Raw genomic sequence first — 22,777 nt, 5'->3', positions numbered from 1 at the left:
CTCCGCCACGAAAGCCCCCACTCATGAGCACCGAACAACTGCCCTTTCCGTCCGGCCCGGTCACCGCGCAACGGCTCACCACCGACTTGCGAGCCCTCGGCATCCGACCCGGCTCGACGCTGATGGTGCACACGTCGCTGAAATCTCTCGGCTGGGTCGTCGGCGGGGCGCAGGCGGTGCTCGAAGCGCTTCGCGCCGCCGTGGGCGACGAGGGCACTCTCGTGATGCCGACGCAGTCGTGGCAGCTGTGCGACCCCGCGGTCCTGAAGGAGGCGCCCGAGCAGTGGTGGCCGGTCATCCGCGAGAATCTGCCCCTCTACGACCCGGCCGTGACGCCTACCCAGACGATGGGAGCCGTCGCGGAGCTGTTCCGCACCCTGCCCGGAAGTCACCGCAGCAGCCACCCGCAGCGGTCCATCACGGCTGCGGGACCTCACGCGGTCCGCATCACGTCGCGGCATCCCCTCGACGCGCCGGCCGGCGAGCACTCCCCGCTCGGTGCGCTCGTCGAGCTCGATGCCCAGGTGCTGCTGCTCGGTGTGACCGCGGCCAAGGCCACGATCCTGCACCTCGCCGAGCATCGCGCCGACTACCCCGGCAAGCGGACCACCCCCAGCGGCGTCGCCATGCTGGTCGACGGCAGGCGCGAGTGGGTGCCGTTCGAGGAACTCGACGTGCACGATGACGATTTCGTCGACGTCGTCGACGCTTTCGCCGCCGACACCGGGCTCGTCCGGGTCGGGCCGGTCGGCGAGGCGACCGCGATGCTGCTGCCCGCGCGTGCACTCGTGGACTACGCGGCGCAGTGGTTCTCGAACCACAGATAGCCATAGATGGAGGCGCGGATGCCGGCACCTCCGAGTGCTACAGCTTCCAGGTCTTCCTGGCGCGCTTCATCTACGACCTTCAGGAGCCGATCGGCTGAGAGGTCCGTCGTGATCTCATATGTGATCGGGTGATCGACCGGTGACCGCCGCACCTTCATCGACATCTGGTGCGGCGAAGAAGTGGTGCTCATGCTCCGAGGACAGCCGGAAGGCGTTCCACATCGCGCTCCGTGTCGTGGCGTCGGAGGCTGCGGCACGTCGGGTGACAGTGTCGATGGCAGTGCGGGTGGATGCGGCGAAGGCGGGGTCGGCGTAGGTGTCGAGCCAGGACCGGTAGGGGTGCTCCGGGTGTGAGAGCCGCTGCAGGCGTTCGCCGACGTCCTGGTAGATCCAGAAGCAGGGCAGCAGCGCGGCGACGAGCACGCGGTAGTCGCCGCGCGCAGCGGTGGCGAGGAGGTGATTCAGGTACGCGGTCGTCACGGGATCGGGCTCCGTGGTCCGCAGGGCCGGCTCGGTGAGCCAGCTCTCGTGCAGTTGTCGTTCGCCGGTGATCGAGCCCTCCGCGCACCCGGCCCAGAACGCCTGCTCTGCGGAGGTGGGGGCGAGGCGTGACGCATGGGCAAGCACCCGAGCGTAGTCACGCAGATAGAGGGCATCCTGTGCGAGGTAACGCAGGAACACGCCGCGATCCAGGGTGCCCTCGCCGAGTCCGCGCACGAACGACAGCGTGTCGATGTCGGCGCGGATACCGGCAATATTGGCCCACCACTCCGCCTCCACCTCAGCCGGGGTCGGTGCGGTCGTCGTGCCGCCGCGAGCCCAGAGCCCCGCGAAGTGGTTGACCGGGCCATGGCCGGTGCCGACGGCGAGCTCGGCGCCGTGACGGATACTCTCGGTGAGCCACTGCTTCGACTCCTGCGTCGCAGCGACCCAGTCCCCCGACACGGCGATGCGGGTCGCGAGCGCCGACGACAGGGAGCAGCCCGTTCCGTGCGTGTTTCGCGTCTCGACCCGGACGCCGGGGAACTCCGTCACCGCGACCGTCCCGTCGACGGCTTCGACGAGCGCATCGGGCAGGTGTGCGCCCGGGAGGTGTCCGCCCTTTGCGAGCACCCGCACCCCACGGTTCCGGGCGACCTCGCCCGCCTGCGCGAGCACCTCATCCCAGGTGACGGCGACCGGTGTGTCGGCGAGAATCGCCAGTTCCGGGATGTTCGGGGTCACCAGATCGGCGTGGGAGAACAGCCGGCGCAGAGCGTGCTCCGCGTCCGCGTCGAGCAGCCGGTCGCCGCTGGTGGCGACCATCACCGGGTCGAGCACGACCACGGGCGGCCGCACCCGGTCGAGCCAGCCTGTGACCGTCTCGATCACGTCGACTGTGGCGAGCATCCCGATCTTCACCGCGTCGATCTCGACATCGTCGGAGACGGCATCCAGCTGCTCGGCTAGGAAAGCCACCGGCGGCACGTGCACCGACCTCACGCCGTGCGTGTTCTGCGCCACCAGCGCGGTCACCACCGCCATACCGTAACCGCCATTGGCCGCGATGCTCTTCAGATCCGCCTGGATGCCCGCCCCGCCGGTCGGATCCGTCCCTGCGATGCTCAGCACGCGCGGCACCACCGGTCGCCGACCGTTCATGCTGCGTCCCACGCGGCATGCAGCTCCGCTGCCGCCCGGCCCGGGTCGTCCGCACCGCAGATGGCCGAGACGACCGCCGCGCCGGCAGCGCCAGCTCGCCGCAGCGCGCCCAGATCGGTGACGGTGATTCCGCCGATCGCGACTGCGGGCAGCGCACTCATCGCGACCAGCCGGGCGAAACCGTCGTGCCCCAACGGTGACGGTGCATCCCGCTTGGTCGTCGTCGCGTGCAGCGCACCGATGCCGACGTAGTCGACCACCCCGGACTCGGATGCTGCGGCCAGCTGCTGCGGCGTCGACGCGCTCAGCCCGAGCACGGCGTCCGCGCCGATGAGGCGCCGCACCGCGGAGGGCGGCAGGTCGGACTGGCCGACGTGGACGCCGGCTACCTTCGCTCCCGCGTCGCGCGCAGCGAGAAACACGTCCACCCGGTCGTTGACGAGCACCGCAACGTGGTCCGGCACCGCTCCCGCGACCCACAGCACCGTGTCGAGGAACGTCCGCGCGGTCGCGTCCTTCTCCCGCACCTGCACCGTCGTCACCCCGCGCGCCGTCGCCCGTCGCACCACGTCGACGACGTCGTGTCCCGCCGCCGTGGTAACGCCGGAGTCGGTCACGAGATACAGGGAGAGATCGACGGTCACGAGATCACCGCCCGCGCCCGCACGGTGTCGGCATCCAGGCCTGCGAGTGCGTCGAGGAACGCGACCGCGAAGCTCCCCGGCCCGACAGCACGAGCCGTTGCCACCTCGGCGGCGACGTTGTAGACCGTGACCGCAGCGACCGTCGCGGCGAAACGGTCCGTGGTCACGCCCGCGAACGCGGCCATCACCGCGCCCAGCGCGCACCCGCCGCCGGTCACTCGGGTCAACAGGACGTCCCCGTTGCCGAGGCGTGCCTCATGGTCGCCGTCGGTCACGACATCGACCGGCCCCGATACCGCCACCACTCCCCCGGTCACGCCAGCGATTCGGCGGGCGGCGTCCACCGCATCCTCGACGCCGTCGGTGGCATCCACCCCGCGTCCACCAGCGCCGGCCCCGTCGAACGCGATGATCTCCGAGGCGTTGCCTCGCACGATCGTCGGCCGCGCGGTCTTCAGCTCTGCCGCGAGCGCCGTCCGCACCGGCAGAGCACCGATCGCGACGGGGTCGAGCACCCACGGAGTGCCGTCGTTCGTGGCGGCGAGCGCCGCCTCCCGCATCGCTTCTCGCTGTCCCGAGGTCGGGGTGCCGAGATTGATGAGCACGCCCGACGCGATCCCGGCGAAAGGACCCGCCTCCCCGGGAATGTCGACCATCGCCGGGGCTGCGCCGAGGGCGAGCAGGACGTTGGCGGTGAAGTTCGTCACCACGGCGTTGGTCACGCACTGCACGAGCGGCGCGTGGTCGCGCACCTCGTTCAGTAACGAGACGGTGGACTCGATCAGGTGTTCTGGCGTGCGCGTCATGCGCGACATCCCTTCGCTAGTACGAACTAGATCAGGTTCGACGGGTGTGATCTCAGCCCCGCAGGGCACCCCGTGTCACGTGCGTGGGTTTCACTCTACCGGACGTGCCGCCGGAGGTGCAGGATCGGGTGCGGCTGCCCCTCGCCAAGCCATTCCGAGCGGCCGATCTCGGCGAGTCCGAGCGCGGCGTGGAAGGGGCCGGCGCCGGGGTTCTCCTCTCTGACGTCCACGCCGAGATCCGCGAAGCGCGCTGCGATCTGGTCGACGCTTTTCATCAGGGCTTTTCAGTCGACATTGTCTACCTCTGTTCCAATCAATCAACGACCTCTGCAACAGCGGCCGAGATTCAGCGGATTTCTACGCCAATCGGGGATTCTCTTCAGAAGCTCCAACCTCGTGTCAAACGTGGTTGGAACCGTCAGCTGGCGCAATGGGCTATCCGGTGATCGGTTCGAGGAGTTCGCGAAGGGCGGTGGCAGTTTCATCGGCGTCAAGTCCGCCGTCGTGGCGGAGGATTCGCCAGGTGGTGGCGTCGCAGATGGCGATGGCGGCGGCGAGTCTTCGCGCGTGCGCGGCCGGTGGGCCGTCCCGTACTGCTCGTAGTGCTCGACGAGATCGTCGACGATCACGTCGATGGGGTCGTCATCGTGCGCGGTACGCCGCTCAGCGAGCTGAGAAAGCTCCCTCGTGACGAGCGCGACAATCACGCCTGCCTTTCCCCCGTAGCGTCGCACGATCGTCGGGACCAACACGTCGGATTCCGCCGCGATGGCTTCGAGTCGGATCTGGTCGACCGGGTAGGCGGCATACAGCCTCAGCGCCGCATTGAGGATCCGTGCGCCGGTCGCCTGCACGGCATCCGATCTTGCGCTCATCCGGTGCTGTCTGTTATTCATGTAACTTCAACTTACACGAAATGAGCAGCATGATGGAAGAGTCCTTCCCCAGAGCAGATGAGAGCAGCCCGGCACACGCCGAAAGCCGCGAGCTACGTGTGCCGACGCGTCTCGGCGCGTTGGGCGTCGAGATCACGGGAGCGGGACCGGACACGATCCTGTGGTCGTCGATGTTCGTCGATCGTACGAGCTGGTATCGGCTTGTGCCGCTGCTCGCCGGCCGGCGGCTGATCCTGGTGGACGGGCCCGGCTTGGGCCTCAGCGACGCTCTGCAGGCACGTACGTCGATCGTCGAGGCGGCGGGTGCCGCGCGGGATCTTCTGGCCGGACTGCGCGCCGATGGCGCGCTCGGTCCGGGCGCTCCGGCATGGGTGGGCAAGGCGTTCGGGGGGCACGTCGGGTACGAGCTCGCGGTGCAGGACGGCATCCTGAGCAGCTTCGCCGCGCTCAGCGCGCCCCCGGAGCCCGTTCCGGCCGCCCTACGACGGCAGATCCTTCTGTTGCGACCGCTGCTGCGGTTGGCGGGGCCCGTCGGGCCCGTCCGATCGGCGATCCTTTCGGGCATGGTGACCGACACCGCTGCGAGCGATCCCGCACTGCGGGCGCTGGTTGAGTCGTCGCTGAACCGACACACCCGCCGGAGCCTGACCCTGGCGCTGAACTCCTTCATCCTCGACCGCGCGGATGTCACCGACCACCTCCCGCAGATCACGGTTCCGGCGCTCTACCTCGCCGGTGACGACCGCGGCGACTGGAACCCCGCGGACGCTGCGCGTGCCGCCGCCTCCACCCCCCGGGCTCGCGCTGTCACCATCCAGGGCGCGCGGACGCTCCTGCCGCTCGAACAACCCCATGCCGTCGCCGACGCGCTGCAGAAGTTCTGGGCAGAGGTCGAGTTGTGAGCCCCTGGCCACGAGCGGGGATGCCGGGGGCATCGCAGCGGGCAGAGAGCGCGCCGCGCATTCGTGCGTTCGTCGCTCTCGCCGTGGTGGCGCTCGCGCTGACCGGGTGCACTACCGGACCGTCGTCGACCTACGCGGACTCCGCCCGCCGGACACTGGAAGAGCTGCGCCGACTCGACCCCAATGACCGCGCCGCCGCGGTCATGGCGCACGCGTCGGCGGCCGAGTTGGACGCCCGTGCCGCCTTCGGTATCGACGACGCGCTGGGCGGGATCGCGCGCGCGGACGACGTGCTCGCTGGGCTGCGCGCCCCGCTCGCACAGCTGATCGACGTCGATGCCCCCGAAGACGCGTTCACATTCGCCCCGGCAGGCATCGGTACGGGGGGCGGTGTGGGCACGTTCCTCGGTCTGGCGTTCACCGCTGTCGGGATGATCGGCGACACCGCCATGACCCTGGCCGATCAGGGCCACTCCGGCAGCGAGACCGCACCCCTCCCGGGTGGCACGGCGCAGATCACGGTCGGCGAGGACGGCTCACTGCAGTCGACGTTCGAGACGACGGGGACGCAGGGCGCGACCACCGCTCGGATGGCGGCAACAACCGCCATCGAGAGCTGCCCGGCCGCCGATGGGACGCTCGACCTCTCGGGACGCTCCGACGTGAGCATCACCGTCGGCGCTCAAACGTTGCGAATCGAACTGGACGTATTCGTCACGGGTCGCCTGGATGACGCCGCGAAACTCGCAGAGAGCGACTACACCTACCGTCACCAGACCTCCGAGTCCAGGGGCAGCACCGGCCAGTTCTTCGACCACTCCGGCGGCCCTCACACCGATCTGACCGTCAACCGCAACAGCAGCCAGACCTCGCTCGAGTTCGCGCAAAGCGCGGTCGACTCCGCCGCGACCTTCGCCGACCTGGTCGCGAACGACCTGCTGAAGGTCGCGCAGCGCGGGTGGGAGTCCGGCCGCTGCGTGACGGTTACGCTCACCCCGTCCCACGACCCGGCAAGCCTCGAACCCGCAGCCCCGGTCAGGATCGACGCAGCATCGACCAGCACCCTTGACGGTCGCCCCACGGGAGGCAGCGTGTCCGGCACTCTCGCCGGCGAGGGAAGCCTCTCTCCCGCGGGCGATGCGCAGGAGGCGCCGGCGACCCTCACGTACGTGGCCGCAGCAGAGAAGCACCGTACGGGAATCCTCACGGCGACCTCGCGCTCCAAACGAGGATTCGGAACGGCGACCATGACCCTGACGACCGGAGCCCTCGCCTACACCGCCAGCGGCGGCGCCGACGGGCTCATTGTCAGTGGCTCCATCTGCTCGCTGAAAGCCGGGTTCGTCCTCTCCGGCGGCGGCACCTCCTTCACCTTCACTCCCACATCGGATGACGGCGGGACCTACCGCATGGCCGGCATCGAGGAGGGAGTCTCCTACGTGGGGGAAGGAAGCTACAGCGTCGACCACGATGCCGCCCACCAGGCCATCAAGCTCGTCCTCGACGGCGACATGTCACTTTCGACCTCAGAGGGAACTACCGGCGCCTCCCTTCCCGACATGACCATCCCGCTGACGGCGATGACCGACACCTGCCAGTGACACCCGTTCCTCGGCGCCCACGCACCGCACGACGCGGAGCACGCATGTGAGAGGTTCCGTCATGACCACACCGGACAGACACCCGCACCCGCCCAGCGTTCGCCTCGTCGGAGGCGGACGCGACACCGAACTGACGGTGCCGCTCTTCACCGAGTTCGTGGCGGATGTCGCGTCCCGCCGCACGCACGACGGCAGCGGGCCCCGCATCCACGCCCTGCTGGTACTCGAGGAAGACGACGATGAGACTGTCGAACGCTTCCGAGGTCTCCTCATCCTCGCTGGAGGCGAGGTCGTCGTCCAAGCCATCCACGAAGGAGAGTCCTTCGAACGAGCGGCGGTCGACGGCGCGGACGGACTCTTCGTCGGTGGCGGGCTCACCCCCGCCTACCGTGACGCGTTCATACCCATCGCCGCCCTCGTGCGCGAGCTCGTCGCAGCCGGCACTCCCTACCTCGGCTTCTCCGCGGGCGCCGCCATCGCTGCCGAGCACGCGCTCATCGGCGGGAATTGCATTGACGGCGTGCCCGTGTGCGACGAGGACGCGGGAGAAGAGCTCGTCGATGTCACCGTCGCGTCGGGCCTGGGCCTCGTGCCCTTCACCGTCGACGTGCACGCCGCACAGTGGGGAACCGTCTCCCGCCTGACAGCCGCTGTATGCGCCGGCCTCACCGAATCGGGAATCGCCATCGACGAGCACACGTCCCTCCACTGGCACGGAAACGACGCCGAAAGTTCGCCCATCGTCGCCGGGCGCGGCTCCGCCTGGAGCGCCACCGTTGACCCCGAAAGACCTGACAGAGCCGCCGTGCATCGCGTCACCGCTGCGCCCCGATGAGGCTACGAGCCTCGGAGCCCGGGCGTCAGGCCTGTCCACGCCCGTCGATGGGCCGGTCGCGATACGCCCGCCAGGCCGCCGCGCATTCGTCGGCTGAACCATCAGGGTTCGCCCGATGCCACGCCCGGGTGAACCGGTTGTACTCGAACTGCGCTCCGATCTCCCCCCGTGCACGTCCGCGCGTATCGCGATAGTGATCGAGCGCATCCTGAAGGGTCTGCGTCCCATCCGTGGCCGCGAAGAACGCTCGAGGGGCTCATCGAACCGGAACTGCTCGCCGACCTGCGCCATGAACCACGCACGCACGACCTGACTGCATCGCTGCCCCTGAGGAATGACGGTCGAGGACGCGAGCCGCCCGGACAACTGCATCGAACCCGCGCTCCGCTTCGATACGGGTTCCGTGAAGGGGACGCCGTCAAGTGCTGCTGCGAGCCGTGCGGTGAGCACCTGCTTCCCCCCGCCGGTTGACACCCCCAACGTGCGGGCGAGACCCACCAGCTCCTCCTTCAGCCAGTACCACCGCAGCAGTTCGGCGCCAGTCAGCTCACTGCGCAATGGCGGTCGCGACGCCTCCGGTTCAACGATCTCGGCTCCCGCGTCGGTCGCGAGCTCGCGGTTCTCTCGGGTGTGCACGCTGGCCAGCATATGCCGCAGCCGGTCCGGGGCGCCCGACACTTCTGATCCCCACGATCCCGCATGACCGGCGACGGTCTTCATCGGGACGGCCGTCGTTTCGAAGTCAACGGCTGTCGCCGATCACCACGCCACCGCAAGACGGAATCCAGGGTCCACCATCGCCAGCGCGCGGAGGGTTGCAGGCGAGATCGGCGGCTCGGTCTGCTCCCGTGTCTGCGGTTCTATAGTCCTACTCCCGCTGCTGCGACCCGCTCATCTGGCATTCGATTGGCGAACTGCGATCGGCATCGCATTGCAACTGAAAACGGCCGAGAGGACAATAGGTTTGAACCTTCCCATTGTCCTCCCCGTACAGTCGGGATGACAGGATTTGAACCTGCGACCCCCTGACCCCCAGGTAGACGGTTCCCTCTTGTTCCTTGATTTTCCGGGCATCCTTGCCCCTCAGAAGACCCGATTTCACGTCATGGATTGCGTGGCTTGCATGCATCAGGTCCCGGCCAGGTCCCGGCTCTTGGTAGCCGATCAGAAGCTCGTCGGGGGGGGTACGCGCGCTAACCGGAGCGTTCGAAGACCCACGCCTACGCTTGAAGTGCGCCTCACGGACGGGCCCTCCCCCGCCGCCCGAACATCTGCCGCCATACCTCGAAGCGTGAACAGCAGCCCGCATGCGCCGCACCTGCGGTGCAAGGAATCGGCGACTCCCGCCGCAAAGACTCATTCAAGTGGGCCACTCGCGCTGCTGCTGACACATGCCCCGCGCTGGGAAACACTGGTTGCGTGCACCACCGCGTCGACGCCCAGGCGGGTGAGTTCGTCGCGGTACAGGCCGACCACGGTTGCGGCGTCCGTCGCGCCCACAATCGAGTACATAGTTGACCCCATCGACGAAAGACCGACTGACACCCCCGCGCGTCGCAGCCTTTCGCGGGCGAACAGAATCGGCGCTGCCTGCGCCGCCCAGATGCCCCGCTTGAACGTCGACAGCTGAATGGCATCGATTCCCGCGCCGATCTGTACATAGTCTCCCTCGATGATCGCCGGAATCAGTCGCATCACGACATCGGCGATGAGCGCGTCGGTATCGGCGCGACCGAGAGGGAAGTGTTGAGCGAAGAACTGAGCTTCATCATCGCCAGAAGCTCCTTCGATGCCGATCGGACTAGCGATGACCACGCGCAGTTCGTCAGGCGGTTCAACCCGGGCGATCAGGGGAGGCGGACCGACATCGAGCATTCGAGACGACGGGCCAAAGGTCGTCTTCCCGCCACTGCCGAAGCGGTGGCCGCCGTCGAGAACGACACCCCCACCGAGGAAAGTGTGTACGCCGGCGCCAGAGGTGCCTCCCCGCCCCGACTCACGCACCAGTCCCCTCATCGAGTACGGCACCTGTGACGCACTCAGTGCTGCCGCTGCCGCCGCAAGCACAGTCTGTGTTTTGTGGCCGAGCCCGACATGGGGTCTGATCCAGCTCAACAGGCTGAGCTTCACACGCATCGGGCCTCGCGCGATTCGCTCCGCGAGGCCCACTCCCGCGCGAATGGCATCTGCCACGTCATGATCGGCGTCGAACTCCAGTCGGTCGTGCGGCGCAGCGACCACCTCGACGAAAGGCTCTTGCAGCCCAATGCCAAGCGTGCCGTCGACACGCCCTCGGTCGCCGGTCATGTCCAGCAAACAGCACGCGAGGCGCGCATGGGCGCGAACCGTCCATACCGTCATGCGGCTACTCCGACACTGGTGAGCACGCGCTGAACACTTGACCCGAAACCGCACGCGACTGTTCACTAACCAAGAATCCCGCGAGAGCCGCGACCGCATCACCGAGCGCCGGGTCACGCGAAACACGCCCCACGCGAAGCACGTTGAAGGTCCACGCCTCAACTGGCGGATTGTGCGCCCAATGCACGCACAGCTGCTCCCCCGCTGCTTTGCCGACGACGTACCCAGCTGCTTCGCGCGGGTGAGTCACGACCGCCAGACTCGAAACGAACACCACCGCGACGTTGCGCGGAGTGGGAGTCAACTCAGCGACCGCGCGAACGACCGATGCAAACCCACCGACAGCAATCTCAATCTCGTCGTCGAGCGACCTAGGATCATCGGCACCCATTCCGCGAGTCGCCATGTAAAGGATGCCCAGCGGCGCAGCGGCGTCCCGCGCCGCACCATCCATGGCGCGGTGGATGGCATCCCGCGTCGCTGCAGGATCCCCGAGCTCACAGGTCACCGAGGTGTGACCTGTGAGCACAGCGTGCGAATCGCCTCGGCTGAAGACCACGACCTCGGTATCCCTGGCGATGTGCTCCACAATCTGAGGACCGATCCGCCCCGTGCCGCCGAAGACCAGTACAAGAGGGGTGCTATTTGGCATTGGTGAGGTGCGCACCCAACTTGTCGTACGCGATGCGAATGTGGGAATGGTCCAGCTTCTCGCCGAGGCTCATCTCGGCGAACGTACGCGCGCCCGCTTCGGGAACAAAGACACGGTCGTAGTAGTAGTTGCGCGCGCCTCGCCCGGTGCTTGGCACCTCGCCTCGGATTTCTCCGACGAAGGTCTGGATGCGTCTGCCATCGCAGTACGTTACCGCCGCGCTCGCAACCGCGGTGCGGGGCTTGCCTGCCGGAAGGAGTTCGCAAATCTCGTCGCCAAGAGCGTCATAGAACACCCTTGACAAACTGCCGGGCAAGCCCTTTAGCGCTTCGATGGCAAGCGAACCGTGCTCACAGAACAACGGCACTCGCAACTGGCGAAAGGCGTACAGTGCCTTCTCTCGTGAGACTCTCTCCAGGTCGAGGGAAAGCACCTCCGGCAGTTCGCCAGGATCGAGCTTCTGCACCGAGATACCATGCCCGCCGAGACAGTAGGCCGCCTCCTCAAGCTTCACATTGCTGGTCGTCGCGAAGTACGCTTCCACGGTCGACACCCCACTTTCGCTAGCTTCTGCAGTACTCGAGCAGTTCCGCAACGTACTCATCCTGATGCGCGTAACCCGGTTGGAGCTCGATCGACTCCACGTTATAGCGCGAGCGGAGCACCTCCTTCTGCACCTCGCCGATCGACGCTGACACCAGGTACGACACCCGCTCTCTCCCGCGAGAGGACGGCTGCGACGAGTTCGCTGCACGCTCCTTGTTCAACTTGTACAGGAGGTAGCGCACGTTCATATCGGACAGGCTGTAGCCGATGAACAGCAGCGAACGGCTAAGCGCATCAGCCCTCAGCCGGACATCCATGGCGGTATCGAGCGCCATTCTGTCGAAGTACTGTCGCTCCGAGAGCACCAGCGTCTCAGGCACCGAGAAGTCCCCGTGGTACTTGACAACCTGCACGGCGCCGTCGGGCGCCCGCGTCGCGAGATCCGCGTAGGTGATGACCGGCACGACTTCACGACCCGCCGCGATGAACGCCCGCTCCAACAGGTCGTCGTAGTTGGTCGTGTAAACCACCTCGACGTTCATCGTGGTCAGCTCCCGGTGCACCGCAGAAGGCGCGAAGTTCACGGTGGCACGTGTAAACAGTTTGCTGAGTTCCGCCGAGTACTTCTCGAGGGTCTTCTCGGCGCTTACCGAGAGGAAGTAGTCGAAGAGCTGAGGGTAACTGCCCTGCGACTGGAAGACCTCGACGTCAAAGCCCAGACGCTTTGCGACATCGTTGACCAAAGACCCCCACGACGGAAGATTCGATGTGTAGGACGCGCCTGATCCGACGAACGGGATGACCATGCGCGACTGGATATCGGAGCGTAGCCGTCGGACGCTCTCATCCGACGACGCTTTCCAGCTCGACAACTCTCATCACCTCCGTCGCCAGTTCGAGAGGTGAGCCGGCACCCAAGTGCCACACGCGCTCCCGGCGAAGCGCAGCAGTGTCGATGCGCCCCCAATCCATACGTCGAGCCACAGATTCGTCGTTCTCCCCGCGCATCCTCAGTCGCCGCTCGAGTTCGGCTTCGCCTCCTGGTGGAGACAGGAAGAACGGGATCGTATGCGCATACCGTTCCACGTCGGGTATGCGCCCGGCCGGAAGAATCACGGATCGATGCTTGCCTTCCTCGACAAGATCGGCCTTGCGCACCCCATACAGTTCGCCCGCTACCTCATCGTGAAACGCGATCTCCCCCGTGCGGATCGCTTCGGCGACGTCCTCACGACCGAAATGGACATAGTCGTTGTGCGGCGGCACCTCCGTCGGCCGCGCGGCCCGAGATGTCAGCGGGCGAACCCGCGTCACATTGAACTCAGACTCCAGTACGCCAACGAGCGTGCTCTTGCCCGCGCCGGGCGCGCCTGTGATGACGATCAGCATCCTTATTCCTCCGATTGATGGCGCACCGGAGGACGGTGCTCTAGGTAGAGCGGCCGGTCAGACATCGTGTTGAACTTGGCTGGCTCGTCGACACCCTCGGTGACCGACGCGGTCGGGTTCATGCTGATGAACTCTGCGAGGAACGTCGATGCGAGCGCGAGCCCGGCCGCCTTGCCAGGGCAGCTTCTCGCACCGCGTCCGAAGGCCAGGAAGTCTGGCGTCGACCCCCCCTCAAGAAATCGCTGAGGGTCGTAGGCCACGCCGGCTCGAGCTTGCACGATGTGCACGTGCGGCATGAGGCGGGTTCCCCGTCGCATCTTGTACTCGACGCCGTCAACATCGATGTGCGTGTCGCGCACGACTCGATTGTTGAACAACGAACCTGGGGGGCTCACCCGCAATGCCTCTTTCACACACGCGAGGGCGATGTGCGTTCGCTCTGCCTGGTCGCCGTCCACGATCGCGTCGCGCCATCGGACATTGTCCGGATGCAGCACGTGGCGGAGGGTGATCATGATCGAGGCCGTCAGCGTATCGATGCCCGCGAGATAGCTCGTCAGTGCGTCATCCAGTGTCACCTCGGCGGCGATATGTTCGCGCTGATTAGCCTCCGACAGGACGCGGGCAGAGTGACCTTCGGGCACCTGCTCGAGAGCACGTGCTGCGTGCTCCCGCAGTATGCGAATATTCCGCGACAGGGAACGAGCTTCGGCACTAAACGTCAACCTGCTGCCACTCGGAACCACACGAAGCCGCGCACGTGTCGAGTACGAGCGGACGCGACGAAACGTATCGTGCAGCGCAGTTCGAAATTGCTCCATCACCACGTCCCCGTGCGCGTCGAAATAGGGCACCGTCGCTGACGCCGCGTCCTGGCCCCAGACGAGGTCGCCGACCGCCCTTTGCGCCCATAGGGTTACCATCGGCCGAACATCGACCGGTGCTCCCCTTAGGTTCAAATCCTCGAGAATCGTGCTCGTTGCGAACCCGCGCGCGAGCTCAGCGTCCACCGCCCGACGAAGGTTCCGCTTCCGGATGCGGAATCCCGGCGTCGTCGACTGTTCGAACGTCAGGGCACGCGGGGTCAACCGGCCGATAGAGTGGATTGCCGGTGAGTCGCGGTCTATCGAATCGCCCATGACCCCGGGCGCGGTGATCGCGTCGACCGCAGCGCGCGAAACAGCGTAGAGCTGCACGCGGAAGCCTCGAGTAGTGCCGATAAAGTGTGTGTGAGGTTCGTTCACGAACACGTGATCGCGCGTCAGCCCCTCCCGCAGCAACGTCGTCACCTTCGCTTCGACGCCGATGGGCGCGATAGCGCCTTGGAACGCGATTCCCTGGCGGCGGTAGAAGGTCCTCGTGGAGTGGACGCGGTCGAGTAGAGCACCAGCAAACCCTCGATGAGAGGCTCCGTCGCGCGCGGGAGTCGGCACTGTCCCCACCCCTTTCGAAGCCAGTAGCTTTCGACCCCATGCTAGGCGCTCCCACGGGCGCCTCTGCGATTCGAGAGCGACGCGAACCGGACCCGCGGCTCGTGGCGTTGGTGATCGAAGCCTCGATCTCGCCCCGGCGATCCTCCTCCCGCCACCGTCCCGACTCGGCGGGCTCGCGCTCGCCGCCGACAGTGTCTTCGCGGCGGCGTGTCGCGGATGGCCGACGAGCATGAAGGGTTGTGATGTTTCGATGACCATCTTCTCCGAGATCCCACGAGATGATCCATCCCGGAGAGCACGCGGGGACGGGCAGTTCGCGTTCCTGAACCGGGTCGCGGGGACCTACTGGGATCAGGTTCGTGAGCTGATCGAGGATTGGTTCTCTCACCTGTGCCCGGACGCGCAGGCCGATATTGGGGGCCGGCTCCGATCGACGGACGACAGACATGTCCGCGGCGCGTTCTTCGAGCTGTACCTTCATGAGTGTCTCCTCCGGATGGGCTACACGGTGACGTGCCACCCAGTGTTGGAGGGAACGACCCGTCGGCCGGACTTCCTCGCCGAGAAGGAGGGCCGATCGATCTACATTGAGGCGCACTCGCCATCAGAGAGCGACGTGTCCGTGGGCGCTGCCGCGCGAATCAACACCGTGTACGACTCGCTCGACAAGCTGGACAGTCCCAACTTCTTCCTCTGGATTGACGTCGTAGGGCAGGGCCCGGGCCCGCTCCGCGCCAGGCCGCTGCGCAACCGTCTCGAGAGGTGGCTACGCAGCCTCAACCCCGACAGCTACACTGTGGGCGGGCGCCGCGACGATCTTCCCTTTTACCATTACGAGGAGCAGACAGGCGACAACGCGGGCTGGATCATCACGTTCTGGGCCGTCCCGAGACCGCCCGATGCGCGCGGTCGGAACGGCGCGCGACCCCTGGGGATCTTTGACGGGAGCAATGCGTCGTGGGGTGACGAGCGAGACGGAATCCGCGGCGCCCTGAGCGACAAAGGGGTAGCCTACGGCGCGCTGAGTAAGCCATTCGTTGTGGCGGTCGCCTCGACCAGCATGTCACTGAAGGACGACACCGTGCTTAACGCCCTCTACGGAACTGGCGAGCTGCAGATTAGCATCTCGCCGGATGGGGCCGAGTCCTACGCTCAGGCCCGCGAACCCGACGGCTATTGGTATGCAGGCGACCACTGGGACCACCGCGGGGTTTCTGCCGTGCTCGTTGTCAAGCGACTTCATCCCGCTTTCGTCGGCAGGCAGACGCACACCATCTGGGAACATCCCGACCCGCATCACCCCGTAGACGCGATGCCGCTGTGGCGTCGCTGCGTCGTCCGCCCTGTCGGGCAGATGGAGGTGATCGAGCCGCTCCGGTCCCAGGCGGAGTGGTTCGATCTGGGCACACCCTGGCCCGTGGGCGATCCCGGCGCTCCACAACGGGCCGGCATTCACCACTCAGCGACTCCGGCGGCGCGACCAACACCCACGCCCGAGGAACCAGTGCAGGAAAGACGAAGCCCTGATGAAAATTGCTTCTCATCAGGGCTTTTCCGTCGGGATGACAGGATTTGAACCTGCGACCCCCTGACCCCCAGGTGGTAGGAGTAGGGCTCATAGCCCACCTGACCTGGGGTTTTGCGTTTCAGGATCGCGCTTCGCACGTCACGTTTTGCAGGGGTTTGCACGCGGTTGGTCACTTGATTGGTCCACTCAGCCGAGTCAGCTGGCCGCCGGCTGACCGCCCAATAGGCGCTGCTTGACACGTTCAGAATCGAGGTCGGGCACTCCGATGCGTCCACGGACGTGGCTATGCTGCACCAGCAATGCCTCAGCAAACGGACTGACGAGTGATGCAACCCAGGCGAAGTGGTCCAGCGCGTCAACCTCGACCGCCCTCACGTTCTCTAGGTCGATCACCAAATCTGGGATCTCGCGGAACGCAGGGAGGAAGTGGAACCTCCCGTGCGTCGCCCTGAGGACATCCTGATCCAGGCTCTTCCAACGGTCCTTCTCGTTATTACTGCCAGCGTTCGCGCTCGCCCACCTCTGATACTTCGGGTGCTCCGCAAGTGGGCTGGCCTTGGCGAGAAGTACGTATTCGACCTTGTCCTGCTCGAAGTCACATGCAGGCGTAAGAACTACCCACCAGGTCTGGTCCGTTGCGCGAAGTACGTCACCGGGTGATCGGCGGTCCGATGCGGGTGGATACACGTAGCGATGGCTCGGGTGAGTCGTGAACGTCTGGTCACGATCCTCGTCAAGGATTCGAGCGAGCCTACTGAGTAGCACTTGAGTGATGCCCGCGGAGTCAGTGTCTCCGGTGTACTCCGCCCAGTTCGGGGCAAGTTCCGTCCACATGTGCTTTCGGAGCACGTCCGCGGCATGCTGTTCAATATCGCTGATCGTGGTCAGCGCTCCGCTTGCAACGGCTGCTTGAATAGCGGCCGGAAGCTTGACCGTCTCCTCTTTGGTAACCACCGTCACCAAGGGACTCATCTGCTCATGATTTACCTTTTCGGGTAGAGCCGTCCAGAACACAACCGGCGCGAAACAGGCTTCCTTGATGTCCCGATAGACAGCTTGCCCAGCAGTGTCGTCCTCTGTCACAGACTCAGAGGCGTCGCGACGGACATCCAACACGACCACGTCGCTTTCACGCGCACGGACGCGTGCGAATCCCCTGTCGAAATCTGTCTCTACCGAGACTTCAACTTCGATCTCGTCGCTCTCTTCGAAAGCGTCTTCAATCTCGCGCCTCGCGTCTGCGGCGAGGTCAGCCTTGTCCTCGATGATGAGGACACGTACCTTCTTCTTCATTGGACCCGCCTCCTGAAGGTGGCCTCGAAAGTCGCGCCGTCGAGAGGACCTTCGTCAACAAGAATGAGCTGGCCTTCGTAGATGTCCTCGACAAGGTTTCCTACGATGCTCAGGCCGAGCCCCACGCCTTCCGGCTTGCTGGAGAAGTAGGGGTCGAAAATGTGCCCACGGACCCCCTCCGCCACCCCGGGTCCAGAGTCGCTCACAACGAGGCTCAATGAGGAGTCATCGTTCAGTCGGGCGGCTGCGATCACCTTCCGCTCGGTCCCTTTTGGCTGAGTTGAGGTCCAGTAGATGGCGTTCTGGATGAGATTGATGAGGACTGTCAACATTTCAGCTTCATCGAGTTTTACGGCGACTGGGTCACCCTCTCGAACCAAGTCAACGCCGCGATCGTCGGCTTCCTGCTGGAGGATTGAGATTGCCTTGTCGATGACGTCGCTAGTGCTGATTTCCTTGGGTCGTCCGCGCTTGCGGCCGCCGAAGGGTTCGATCTGCTTAAAGAGAGAGGAGAGCAGATCGGCTTGGGTCGTCGTGTCCGACATGGCTGTCGCAGCGATCGTGACTTTCTCGCTGTCGGTGAGGTTCTTCTTGTCGAGGTCGCGAGCCCCAAATCGCGCGATGTTCTTGAGTCGTGTCACCACGGTTCGGCCATCGTGGAGGACTCGATCAATAAGTGCCCCGAGAGTGGCAAGTCGGGAGTATCGCGACAAGACGTTCTGAACCTCGGTTACTCCTTCTTGGATGTCGCGGTTCTTGTCGTCGATGAGTCCGATGAGACGCTTGTCGCCAGGGTAGCTCTGGGCCAAGGCGGTGCGAATCTCCCCAAGGTCGAACCGCTCGAATAGGCCACCCTTGCTCTCCCCGGGCTCCTTCTTGGGGTGGCGCGCGGCATAGCGTCGCGTCTCAAGCTCAACGAGAGCAGCTTTCACCAGCGTCTGGAGGTCCGAGTAGGCGGTGCCAGCAAGTATGCCCTCGCGGTTCGACTGGTCCTTGAGTCCTTCGTTCGTATCGGCACCGATGAAGACGTGACCGATGATCTGGTTGTTCGACACCCGACGGGTCGGCGTCTGGACGCGTCGCAGGTCGAGCCCGAGCCAGTCATCGCCGCTTTCACCAAATGGAAGGACTCGAAAGCCATCTCGATAGATGCTGACGCCGGCAACCTCGCTAAGCGTGTCACGGAAGCCCTTCAAGTCCTTCGCGCTGGGCGCTGCACTCTCAGCACCGGTCTCCTGGAGGGTCCGCTGGATGGCTGTCTTGTCTCGGTCCCAGACATTGATCTCGAAGTCGAAGGGTCCTGCATGTGGGGAGCGCTTCTCATCGGTCCACAACTGTTTGACGCCGATATCCTCCTCCAGCGGAGGGTCCTGTTGTGCGTAGCGAAGCGTGGCGGACCCCTGGGCATCCACGAAGCCGGTGAGGCTGTAGTGAGGGGTCTGGAGTTCAGACGATGGCTCGATCGGACCAGCGAGGTCTTCTAGTCCCTCCTCGACGTCAACCAGTTCCAGGATCACCTGGAAATCGGGCTCGGCATCTTCTGCACTCGCGAGGCTTGACACTGTGCCAGGACGGGGCCGTATCAGCCGCGTCAGTGCCGTGCGCAGTTCAAGAAGGTCCTCGCGATCCCACGCACGAGAAAGGCGGTCAATCTGGACTACGGTCCCGCGGCCGTGGTGCCAGGTCTCGTTTTCGGCTGCGGAGAAGGTGTCAATGGCTGCGCCGGAGTCAGAGAAGACGTCGGGTGCTCCGACTTCCCAGGCGACCTCGATCTGATCGAGGTACGCGTCCTCGCGATCGAAGTCCGTCCAGTCGATCAGGAGTTTGACCTCGTCAGCATTGGTCATCCTGGTGACGAGCATCATCTCGTGCCCGAGCCGGGCCGCGGCGAGTCGACCGATGCCCTTCTCGCCGAGCACTCGTCGACCTCTGTCGCTGCGAGGGCGTCGTCTCTTGGTGTCGGTCGCGATGTCGAGCCACGAGCGTTGGAGTGTGGCGACGTCCATGCCGTGGCCGTCATCCCATACCTCGATGCGACCCTTCCCTTCCTCCAGCGGGCCGTGGAAGCGAATGAGAACAACGCTGGCGTCGGCGTCGTAGGAGTTCTTGACCAGTTCGATCAGAGCGACCTTGTCGCTGCTGATCAGGTCGCTGCCAAGTGTCCGGAGCAGCCGCGCCTTGGGACGGAGCGCGCCACTGCCCGAGGGTTCATGGCTCACGGCCTGCTGGACATCGGCACTCATGAGACTCGCTCTCCCCTGGACTCTGCTGGGTGTGGAGTGGCGGGGTCGAGGATTCGGGCGCGCGCCTCGGAGACAGTGATCGCACGGATCGCGCACATCCTCAATGCAGCTTCGTCGCCGCCGGAGACCAGTTGTGCGAGCGCAACCTTGATGTCAGTCCGCAGACCGGTGTGCCCTTCGGGCAGCTCCATCAGGAGGGTCACGACTTTGCTGACGTGCTCGTTGACAAGAAGTTCGTTGCCACCGCGTAATAGCGAGAACACGCGGTGCTGTGCGTCGCCGAGCATGGCTGCAACGCGCGGTGTCCAGTCCACAGACGGGCTCTCGCGGACGATGCCTCGAAGCTGCCTCACAGCGTCCCTGCGGGTCTTGCTGAGCGTGTGCACTTCGATGTGCTGGAGCGACTCGACGGAGAGGTCCGGAACGCCTCGGAGCGGTTCCATGAGCGACGCGGCGGTTGCAGCAGGAAGTCGGTGCATGTCAAGCAGGGCGGCGACCGCGGCAGCAGCGGCCGTCATGTCCGGCCCAGGGTAGAGCCACCATGCCGTCTGTCTCTGCTCGACGGCCCACAGCGACAGCCGCCGGCGCAGGTCGGGAAGTCTGGGCTGCTCCTCGTGCGGCTCCGCGAGGGGCAGGATCGCCTCTGCGACGGTCCGGCCCAGTACTGGCGGGACTGCGTTGCCGATCTGTCGAAATGCGTCACTGCGGGTCCCTGCGAAGCGGAAGCTGTCTGGAAAGGTCTGGATACGTGCCGCTTCGCGGACGGTGAGTGTGCGGTGTTCCTGTGGATGGATGTACCAGTAGCCGTCTTTGGCGATGTGAGCCGTGATCGTCCTACTCAGGTCGTCCCAGTCGAGGCGCTTGTACTTGTCGTTGAAGGTGTCGGAGCGATATCGGCGCAGGTGCTCAGGGAGGTCCGAGTACAGGGTTGAGGAGGTCATGAGCTGGAACGCCTCGCGGTCATCGTCCCGCACCGGACGTGTCATGTGGTCGTAGATGATGTCCGCGTCGTCGTCATGGAGGGTCTTGGCCAGCGCGCTGAATGGTTGGCCCATGTAGGGCAGTTCGCGCGCACCGGTGGTTTCGTCGAGCGAAGGAAGATCCTCGATCGCATCACGGACGGTCGGGCGGTGCTCCATAGGTGTGGGCCAAGCCGGCAGAGCCCCATCATTGCGTGCCTGGAGGATGAAGCGCTTGCGATGCTGCGGGACTCCGTGACGCCATGCGTCAAGGAGCCGATAGTCGACAACGTATCCGGCGCTTTCGAGGATGTCGGCGATCGCCCTGATGACGACGAGGTCATCGCCGATCGCCATGTCGGGGACGTTCTCCATGAGAACTGCGCGCGGTTTCAGTGCCAAGACAACATCGATGAACGACCGCCACAGTTCCTTCCGGGCGTCGATCTCGTCGCGCACGCCGTCGTTGATGAGGCTGCGAATCTTCGCCCGTCCAGCACGGCTGAAAGGCTGACATGGAGGGCCTCCGGCTACGAGGTCAATCCCAAGCGGGCGGAGGTTCTCGATGAGCGCGGCCACCTGGGATGGCCCAGCCATGTCGACTTCGAGTGCTTTGCCCCGGAAGTTGGCTCGGTGTGTCTCCAGTGCCGCCGTATCATGATCGACCGCAGCTACGACCGTCCACCCTGCAGCCTCGACGCCCGCTCCAAGACCTCCCGCGCCAGAGAAGAGGTCAACGGCGAGGGGACGCCCGGAGGACTTCTCTCGCCGACACCACTCCTCGAAGCTGTCGTCGCCTGGTGCGTCCGGGTGCCTCGGGAGGACGAGCGGCACTGAACGCTCCAGCTTTACTGCGTATGTCGCCAAGCTCCAGCGCTCCTTCCCGTCTAGACGTCCACCTCCAAGAGAACACGACCAACGTCGTCGTGGCGCGCGACTCGCCGAGCCGACACGCCACCTCCCACTACCTTACCGGTGCGTGAACAGAGGCACGACTGACCGCGCCACGGTGGATCACTGGTTGGCCACGCCTGGGCGGAGGGCAGTCTGGGGCCTACCGGTGGGGTCGGTCTCGTATCTCTCTGACGATACGATCCGCCACCGACACCGGGTCCTCATGCTCCCAAAAACGCAGTACGAGCCATCCACGATCCTCCAGCAGGGTCGTCGTTTGTCTGTCTCGTTGCTCGTTACCGTCGATCTTCTCGCGCCAGAACTCCTGGTTTGTGACTGGCATCGAGAAGTGGGTCGGACACTTGTGCCAGAAGCAGCCGTCGATGAAAACGACCACGCGCATACGAGTGAAGAGCAGATCGGCGGTCCGTCGGATTCCGATCTCTGGTCGCGCGTTGACGCGGTAACGCAGCCCTTGTGCGTGCACAAGATGCCGCACAGCGAGCTCAGGCTTGGTATCGCGACCGCGGTTTCCCAGCATCGTCTTGCGTGCCGCGAGGCTAGACGCCCAGGAGTCGCCCATGTCTCAAGGTTATGTCCGTTCTACTGTTCTCTTTATGCGGCGAGACGAGCCACACGTTCAGCCTGGCATGCGCGGCGAAGCCTGGCACGCTCACGGATCTTGGTGCGGATGAGCAGGACCGCGGTGATCGGTCCGTTCAGGATCAGCTTGATCGAGTTCCACCCGCACAACAGCACCAGAAGGTTGAGCCATCCAGGCCCACCGGCCTCGATGGTCGTGACGCACCAGTGGGCGGCGAGCAGGTATGGGATTGCGAGGAGCATCGCTGGGATGCCCCAGCGCAGTCCGCGGCGGGTACGGGTGACGGCGAGCAGGAGGTTGGTGGGCGCGTAGCTGAGGATGCTGTGGGTGCGTACGCTGGCCGCCCAGATGAGTCGGAACATGTGCATAGTCCTCTCAGGAGTTCGACGACAAGAACCTGAAAGGACCACCCACTGCTGCGGGGGGTCATACCGTCGCGGGGAGCGACAGCGCCAATATAGAGGCCGCCTCGTCATCCACTGTACGGCTCGGCCCTGACATCGGGAAGCGCACTCGTTCACAGAGAGCGGCGCACCGGCTCCCGCCCGTGCCGCCGCTGCGGCTCCTCCCCCGGCCCTCGCACGAGGTCGCGTGCCCGATCAAGGGCGGCGCGGGCGCGGGCGGCCTCGATCTTCTGTGCATCGTTCTCGGCCGGCGCCCCGAGTGGCGCCGGGTCCGCGATGCCGTAGCGGTCGCGGTACGCGGCGACCGTGCGGGCCAGGC

22 protein-coding genes, 1 pseudogene and 1 riboswitch are annotated in these 22,777 nt (G+C 65.5%); of the genes and pseudogenes, 5 read left to right on the top strand and 18 right to left on the bottom strand.

Going from position 1 to position 22,777, the window contains the following annotated elements:
• The first annotated feature begins 23 nt into the window (after positions 1-23).
• Positions 24-827 (top strand): aminoglycoside N(3)-acetyltransferase, encoded by an 804-nt coding sequence (locus WBP48_RS18770; protein WP_424442325.1) that lies wholly within the window; start codon positions 24-26, stop codon positions 825-827.
• 114 nt (positions 828-941) lie between these two features.
• On the opposite strand, the gene WBP48_RS18765 is transcribed toward WBP48_RS18770, so the two are convergent.
• The 5 genes from WBP48_RS18765 to WBP48_RS18745 all read right to left on the bottom strand — a co-directional run bounded on the left by WBP48_RS18765 (position 942) and on the right by WBP48_RS18745 (position 4,793).
• Positions 942-2,438, bottom strand: coding sequence for a bifunctional hydroxymethylpyrimidine kinase/phosphomethylpyrimidine kinase (locus WBP48_RS18765; RefSeq protein WP_424442323.1), 1,497 nt, complete (start codon positions 2,436-2,438; stop codon positions 942-944).
• A 26-nt stretch (positions 2,439-2,464) separates the two neighbouring features.
• Positions 2,465-3,112: a thiamine phosphate synthase gene (gene thiE, locus WBP48_RS18760; protein WP_424442321.1), complete on the bottom strand. Its 648-nt coding sequence runs from the start codon at positions 3,110-3,112 to the stop codon at positions 2,465-2,467.
• Complete coding sequence (gene thiM / locus WBP48_RS18755) at positions 3,109-3,918, bottom strand: hydroxyethylthiazole kinase (protein ID WP_424442319.1); 810 nt, start codon at positions 3,916-3,918, stop codon at positions 3,109-3,111. The genes thiE and thiM overlap by 4 nt, the downstream gene beginning before the upstream one ends.
• Positions 3,910-4,001, bottom strand: a riboswitch (TPP riboswitch). (Overlaps the previous gene by 9 nt.)
• Positions 4,002-4,013: 12 nt before the next feature.
• On the bottom strand, positions 4,014-4,193 hold the full coding sequence (locus WBP48_RS18750) for a GNAT family N-acetyltransferase (RefSeq protein ID WP_424442317.1): 180 nt from the start codon (positions 4,191-4,193) through the stop codon (positions 4,014-4,016).
• Between the two features lie 42 nt (positions 4,194-4,235).
• A complete protein-coding gene (locus WBP48_RS18745) occupies positions 4,236-4,793 on the bottom strand; it encodes a TetR/AcrR family transcriptional regulator (protein ID WP_424442315.1) in 558 nt (185 codons plus the stop codon).
• Between the two features lie 41 nt (positions 4,794-4,834).
• On the opposite strand from WBP48_RS18745, the gene WBP48_RS18740 reads away from it, so the two are divergent.
• The 3 genes from WBP48_RS18740 to WBP48_RS18730 all read left to right on the top strand — a co-directional run bounded on the left by WBP48_RS18740 (position 4,835) and on the right by WBP48_RS18730 (position 8,152).
• Positions 4,835-5,716: an alpha/beta fold hydrolase gene (locus WBP48_RS18740; protein WP_424442314.1), complete on the top strand. Its 882-nt coding sequence runs from the start codon at positions 4,835-4,837 to the stop codon at positions 5,714-5,716.
• A 20-nt stretch (positions 5,717-5,736) separates the two neighbouring features.
• On the top strand, positions 5,737-7,317 hold the full coding sequence (locus tag WBP48_RS18735; RefSeq protein ID WP_424442313.1) for a hypothetical protein: 1,581 nt from the start codon (positions 5,737-5,739) through the stop codon (positions 7,315-7,317).
• A gap of 61 nt (positions 7,318-7,378) precedes the next feature.
• Positions 7,379-8,152: a Type 1 glutamine amidotransferase-like domain-containing protein gene (locus WBP48_RS18730; RefSeq protein ID WP_424442312.1), complete on the top strand. Its 774-nt coding sequence runs from the start codon at positions 7,379-7,381 to the stop codon at positions 8,150-8,152.
• Positions 8,153-8,596: 444 nt separating this feature from the next.
• On the opposite strand, the pseudogene WBP48_RS18725 reads toward WBP48_RS18730, so the two are convergent.
• The 7 genes and pseudogenes from WBP48_RS18725 to WBP48_RS18695 form a co-directional block, all read right to left on the bottom strand.
• A pseudogene (locus tag WBP48_RS18725) lies at positions 8,597-8,800 on the bottom strand (SAP domain-containing protein); the annotation flags it as partial.
• Positions 8,801-9,508: 708 nt separating this feature from the next.
• A complete protein-coding gene (locus WBP48_RS18720; protein WP_424442311.1) occupies positions 9,509-10,513 on the bottom strand; it encodes a beta-ribofuranosylaminobenzene 5'-phosphate synthase family protein in 1,005 nt (334 codons plus the stop codon).
• Positions 10,514-10,517: 4 nt separating this feature from the next.
• Entirely contained in the window at positions 10,518-11,165 is a 648-nt protein-coding gene (locus WBP48_RS18715; RefSeq protein WP_424442336.1) for an NAD-dependent epimerase/dehydratase family protein, read from the bottom strand.
• Complete coding sequence (locus tag WBP48_RS18710; RefSeq protein WP_424442310.1) at positions 11,155-11,718, bottom strand: non-canonical purine NTP pyrophosphatase; 564 nt, start codon at positions 11,716-11,718, stop codon at positions 11,155-11,157. Before WBP48_RS18710 ends, WBP48_RS18715 begins: the two co-directional genes overlap by 11 nt.
• A gap of 10 nt (positions 11,719-11,728) precedes the next feature.
• The gene (locus WBP48_RS18705; RefSeq protein WP_424442309.1) at positions 11,729-12,517 is read right to left on the bottom strand and encodes an SIR2 family protein; all 789 of its coding nucleotides are present in this window, start codon (positions 12,515-12,517) and stop codon (positions 11,729-11,731) included.
• 37 nt (positions 12,518-12,554) lie between these two features.
• Entirely contained in the window at positions 12,555-13,100 is a 546-nt protein-coding gene (locus WBP48_RS18700) for a hypothetical protein (protein ID WP_424442308.1), read from the bottom strand.
• 2 nt (positions 13,101-13,102) lie between these two features.
• On the bottom strand, positions 13,103-14,389 hold the full coding sequence (locus WBP48_RS18695) for a cytochrome P450 (RefSeq protein WP_424442307.1): 1,287 nt from the start codon (positions 14,387-14,389) through the stop codon (positions 13,103-13,105).
• Between the two features lie 394 nt (positions 14,390-14,783).
• Here WBP48_RS18695 and WBP48_RS18690 point away from each other — a divergent pair, with 394 nt between their 5' ends.
• Positions 14,784-16,109: a hypothetical protein gene (locus WBP48_RS18690; protein WP_424442306.1), complete on the top strand. Its 1,326-nt coding sequence runs from the start codon at positions 14,784-14,786 to the stop codon at positions 16,107-16,109.
• A gap of 147 nt (positions 16,110-16,256) precedes the next feature.
• On the opposite strand, the gene WBP48_RS18685 is transcribed toward WBP48_RS18690, so the two are convergent.
• From WBP48_RS18685 to WBP48_RS18660, 6 genes are all read right to left on the bottom strand, one after another.
• Positions 16,257-17,354: a hypothetical protein gene (locus WBP48_RS18685; protein WP_424442305.1), complete on the bottom strand. Its 1,098-nt coding sequence runs from the start codon at positions 17,352-17,354 to the stop codon at positions 16,257-16,259.
• Positions 17,351-19,597 carry an ATP-binding protein gene (locus WBP48_RS18680; protein WP_292860821.1) on the bottom strand — a complete coding sequence of 749 codons (2,247 nt, stop codon included), beginning with the start codon at positions 19,595-19,597 and terminating at the stop codon, positions 17,351-17,353. Before WBP48_RS18680 ends, WBP48_RS18685 begins: the two co-directional genes overlap by 4 nt.
• Positions 19,594-21,390, bottom strand: coding sequence for a DNA cytosine methyltransferase (locus WBP48_RS18675; RefSeq protein WP_424442304.1), 1,797 nt, complete (start codon positions 21,388-21,390; stop codon positions 19,594-19,596). The genes WBP48_RS18680 and WBP48_RS18675 overlap by 4 nt, the downstream gene beginning before the upstream one ends.
• 220 nt (positions 21,391-21,610) lie before the next feature.
• Entirely contained in the window at positions 21,611-22,033 is a 423-nt protein-coding gene (locus WBP48_RS18670; RefSeq protein ID WP_424442303.1) for a very short patch repair endonuclease, read from the bottom strand.
• A gap of 32 nt (positions 22,034-22,065) precedes the next feature.
• Entirely contained in the window at positions 22,066-22,416 is a 351-nt protein-coding gene (locus WBP48_RS18665; protein ID WP_329863505.1) for a sulfate permease, read from the bottom strand.
• 155 nt (positions 22,417-22,571) lie between these two features.
• A partial coding sequence (locus WBP48_RS18660; RefSeq protein WP_424442302.1) for a hypothetical protein occupies positions 22,572-22,777 on the bottom strand: 206 nt, incomplete at its 5' end.

Origin of the sequence: Microbacterium sp. (assembly GCF_049661145.1) — a bacterium.
Classification (GTDB): domain Bacteria; phylum Actinomycetota; class Actinomycetes; order Actinomycetales; family Microbacteriaceae; genus Microbacterium.
This window is presented reverse-complemented; position numbering and strand designations above follow the sequence as displayed.

What these genes read in the sequence shown, in the direction of transcription:
- WBP48_RS18750 (WP_424442317.1), bottom strand. Translation starts at nt 4,193, where the DNA reads ATGAAAAGCGTCGACCAGATCGCAGCGCGCTTCGCGGATCTCGGCGTG.
- WBP48_RS18730 (WP_424442312.1), top strand. Translation starts at nt 7,379, where the DNA reads ATGACCACACCGGACAGACACCCGCACCCGCCCAGCGTTCGCCTCGTC.
- WBP48_RS18715 (WP_424442336.1), bottom strand. Translation starts at nt 11,165, where the DNA reads ATGCCAAATAGCACCCCTCTTGTACTGGTCTTCGGCGGCACGGGGCGG.
- WBP48_RS18665 (WP_329863505.1), bottom strand. Translation starts at nt 22,416, where the DNA reads ATGTTCCGACTCATCTGGGCGGCCAGCGTACGCACCCACAGCATCCTC.
- WBP48_RS18680 (WP_292860821.1), bottom strand. Translation starts at nt 19,597, where the DNA reads ATGAGTGCCGATGTCCAGCAGGCCGTGAGCCATGAACCCTCGGGCAGT.
- WBP48_RS18700 (WP_424442308.1), bottom strand. Translation starts at nt 13,100, where the DNA reads ATGCTGATCGTCATCACAGGCGCGCCCGGCGCGGGCAAGAGCACGCTC.
- WBP48_RS18685 (WP_424442305.1), bottom strand. Translation starts at nt 17,354, where the DNA reads ATGAAGAAGAAGGTACGTGTCCTCATCATCGAGGACAAGGCTGACCTC.
- WBP48_RS18740 (WP_424442314.1), top strand. Translation starts at nt 4,835, where the DNA reads ATGAGCAGCATGATGGAAGAGTCCTTCCCCAGAGCAGATGAGAGCAGC.
- WBP48_RS18745 (WP_424442315.1), bottom strand. Translation starts at nt 4,793, where the DNA reads ATGAGCGCAAGATCGGATGCCGTGCAGGCGACCGGCGCACGGATCCTC.
- WBP48_RS18770 (WP_424442325.1), top strand. Translation starts at nt 24, where the DNA reads ATGAGCACCGAACAACTGCCCTTTCCGTCCGGCCCGGTCACCGCGCAA.
- WBP48_RS18705 (WP_424442309.1), bottom strand. Translation starts at nt 12,517, where the DNA reads ATGGTCATCCCGTTCGTCGGATCAGGCGCGTCCTACACATCGAATCTT.
- WBP48_RS18735 (WP_424442313.1), top strand. Translation starts at nt 5,737, where the DNA reads ATGCCGGGGGCATCGCAGCGGGCAGAGAGCGCGCCGCGCATTCGTGCG.
- WBP48_RS18720 (WP_424442311.1), bottom strand. Translation starts at nt 10,513, where the DNA reads ATGACGGTATGGACGGTTCGCGCCCATGCGCGCCTCGCGTGCTGTTTG.
- thiM (WP_424442319.1), bottom strand. Translation starts at nt 3,918, where the DNA reads ATGACGCGCACGCCAGAACACCTGATCGAGTCCACCGTCTCGTTACTG.
- WBP48_RS18670 (WP_424442303.1), bottom strand. Translation starts at nt 22,033, where the DNA reads ATGGGCGACTCCTGGGCGTCTAGCCTCGCGGCACGCAAGACGATGCTG.
- WBP48_RS18690 (WP_424442306.1), top strand. Translation starts at nt 14,784, where the DNA reads ATGACCATCTTCTCCGAGATCCCACGAGATGATCCATCCCGGAGAGCA.